At 28.7% G+C, this 2,301-nt stretch carries 4 protein-coding genes; all 4 read left to right on the forward strand.

Annotation, left to right across the window (positions count from 1 at the left end):
• Positions 1–827, forward strand: an 827-nt coding sequence (locus tag U880_RS0102740) for a DUF693 family protein (RefSeq protein WP_024654667.1), incomplete at its 5' end; no start/stop codon positions are given.
• 3 nt (positions 828–830) lie between these two features.
• Positions 831–1,373: a DUF777 family protein gene (locus U880_RS0102745; protein ID WP_024654668.1), complete on the forward strand. Its 543-nt coding sequence runs from the start codon at positions 831–833 to the stop codon at positions 1,371–1,373.
• A 79-nt stretch (positions 1,374–1,452) separates the two neighbouring features.
• On the forward strand, positions 1,453–1,698 hold the full coding sequence (locus U880_RS10820; protein ID WP_235047995.1) for a contractile injection system sheath initiator: 246 nt from the start codon (positions 1,453–1,455) through the stop codon (positions 1,696–1,698).
• Between the two features lie 82 nt (positions 1,699–1,780).
• Positions 1,781–2,301 (forward strand): DUF276 domain-containing protein (locus tag U880_RS0102755; RefSeq protein WP_024654604.1); only part of this gene is annotated, 521 nt, incomplete at its 3' end.

The raw sequence follows: 2,301 nt of genomic DNA on the forward strand, positions 1-2,301 counted from the left end.
ATAATGGAATACATGTAGACATATCGATATCAGATTTGTATTCAAGCTATAAATATGTGGCCTCAAAACAAGCCAAATTAACTCTTTGGAACTTACCTTTAGACTTTACAGAATCAATCAAAGAAGGCGACATCGTCAAAATATTTTATAAGAAGTTTTATGACGCCAAACAATATGACTTTATTATGGCTGGATATTTAGGAGTGCCGATGAGCACTGATTATCCCAGTGGCGACTTTAGTGTTGATTTGGAACTTCATTTAGCCTCAAAGAGTAATTTCTTTAATAGAAAACTTGAAAATACTCAATTTCAAGGTATGACCGTTGAAGAAGCAATTAAATCGACTTTCCCAAATAGAAATATCATTAATATGAGCATAAAAGATCGTTCTACAATAATTACTGAAAGTTTTTATGCAGAAACACCTAAAGAATTTGTCGAAAAAATAACTAAAAAATATGTTCAAAGTATTAAAACAGATATTGGAAATAATAATGGTGTTGAATGTAATTATATATTTACAAATATTAATTTATCTGAACCAGATTCAAAATACATGCCTCTTGAAGATTTTGGTCTTGAATTTATTCCTCAACAAGAGATTAGTATTGGCACTACTAGAAAAATTAGAATGATTTATTGGCGTGCCAAAATTATGTATACACACACATTAAAAGTTGGAACTAAGGTTAGTTTCATTGACTCGCTTGGTCAAAAGATTAAAAACACAATTTTAGAAACTAGTGCCATATTAAGTAACACTGGCGAATGTTCTTTAATGCTAAAACTTCATGACGATTCTAATCATATTAAAATCGAAGGATAATAAATGAACGGAAATTATGAAATTTACAGAATGAATTCCAAAATGCAAGGCTCTGCATTAACACAAGAAGAGATAAAACAATGGATATACTCTAATGTCCTTATTTCTAAAGTGGGCATTATCAAATCTTTTAATTCGCAGACACAAGAAGCCGTGGTTATAATTCCAGAATACAAAAACTTAGAAATAAAAACAAAAAATATATCTAATATGCATTATTATCTAAATGCAGAAGATAAAGTGATTCTTCTTCAAAGCAGTATTAGTCTATTTGACAGTAAAGATAACAACTATTTTGATAAAAACTATTTCTATATTCTAAGGCCTATTGATATGCAAAATGCAACTATCAAAGTTGATGATTTTTCTATTCACACACAAAACCTTATGGAGATCAAAAATAATAACATAAGTTTAAAGCAAGTCTTAGAAGAAATCGTTAATTGTTTATACAATTTGAGAGTTTCGGGACAAGCTACGGTTGAACCTAGTTTTTACACATATGTTAACAATATACAAAACAAAATAAATATGCTGCTTAAATAGTTTTTAGCAAAAATAGTATTATACTTCCTTTTATTGGTTAAAGGTTAAAGATAATTAAAAAGGATAAAGGACATAAAGATTGGATATCAGAATTGACAATGATTTTAACTTAGCTTTTGATTCGAATTTACAGATCGTTGATAGTATTGAAGAACAAAAACAACGACTATTTATATTCTTAAAGACTTCAAAAGGTAGTCTTTTCTATGATTCTCAATGGGGTTTAGATTATTCACACATTATAAAGCTTATCAAGATAAGCTCTTTAACGCAAATCAAAACTTACTTATTTATGTTATACAAGATCTCAAAATTGACATTGTAAATCTTGACGTAAACATACAATCAAACACAATAAGCATTGTCTTTCACTTCCCAAATGACACTCTAAATATGGAGGTTAAATTATGAGCATCCTATTTGATTCTGATTTTGGTATTTTAAAACAAAATATTAAACAAATAGTTGAAACTAAACGTGAGAACTTACGAAATATGCATAGAATTGTAATTAATGACGACCCCTCATCCATTTACAACATTATTGCAACATCACTTGCAATTATAGAAGAACAAATTATTAATGAAGTTAATATACTCTTTTCTAAAATTAGCCCTGGGGGCGAATACTTTAAAGCTATAGAAGAGCATATCAGTATCAAAAGCACAACATTTAATGCTGTACATACAGCTTTAACTTCTATCGACGGAATAGAATATGCAAATATCATAAGCACAGCTGGTAAAGCTAATATTTATCTTATAGTGAATGAATCACTACTAGATTCAACTAAAACTAATATTATCAATTCTGATTTTAAATCAACACTCTGGCAAACACTATATAAAACTATTCCTAGTGGTACTATTCTAGAAGGCAATATTAATATTGATGGGCTAAATCAACAAAACCAACTCAAATCATATAA

The organism is Borrelia hispanica CRI, assembly GCF_000500065.1.
GTDB classification, from domain to species: Bacteria; Spirochaetota; Spirochaetia; order Borreliales; family Borreliaceae; genus Borrelia; species Borrelia hispanica.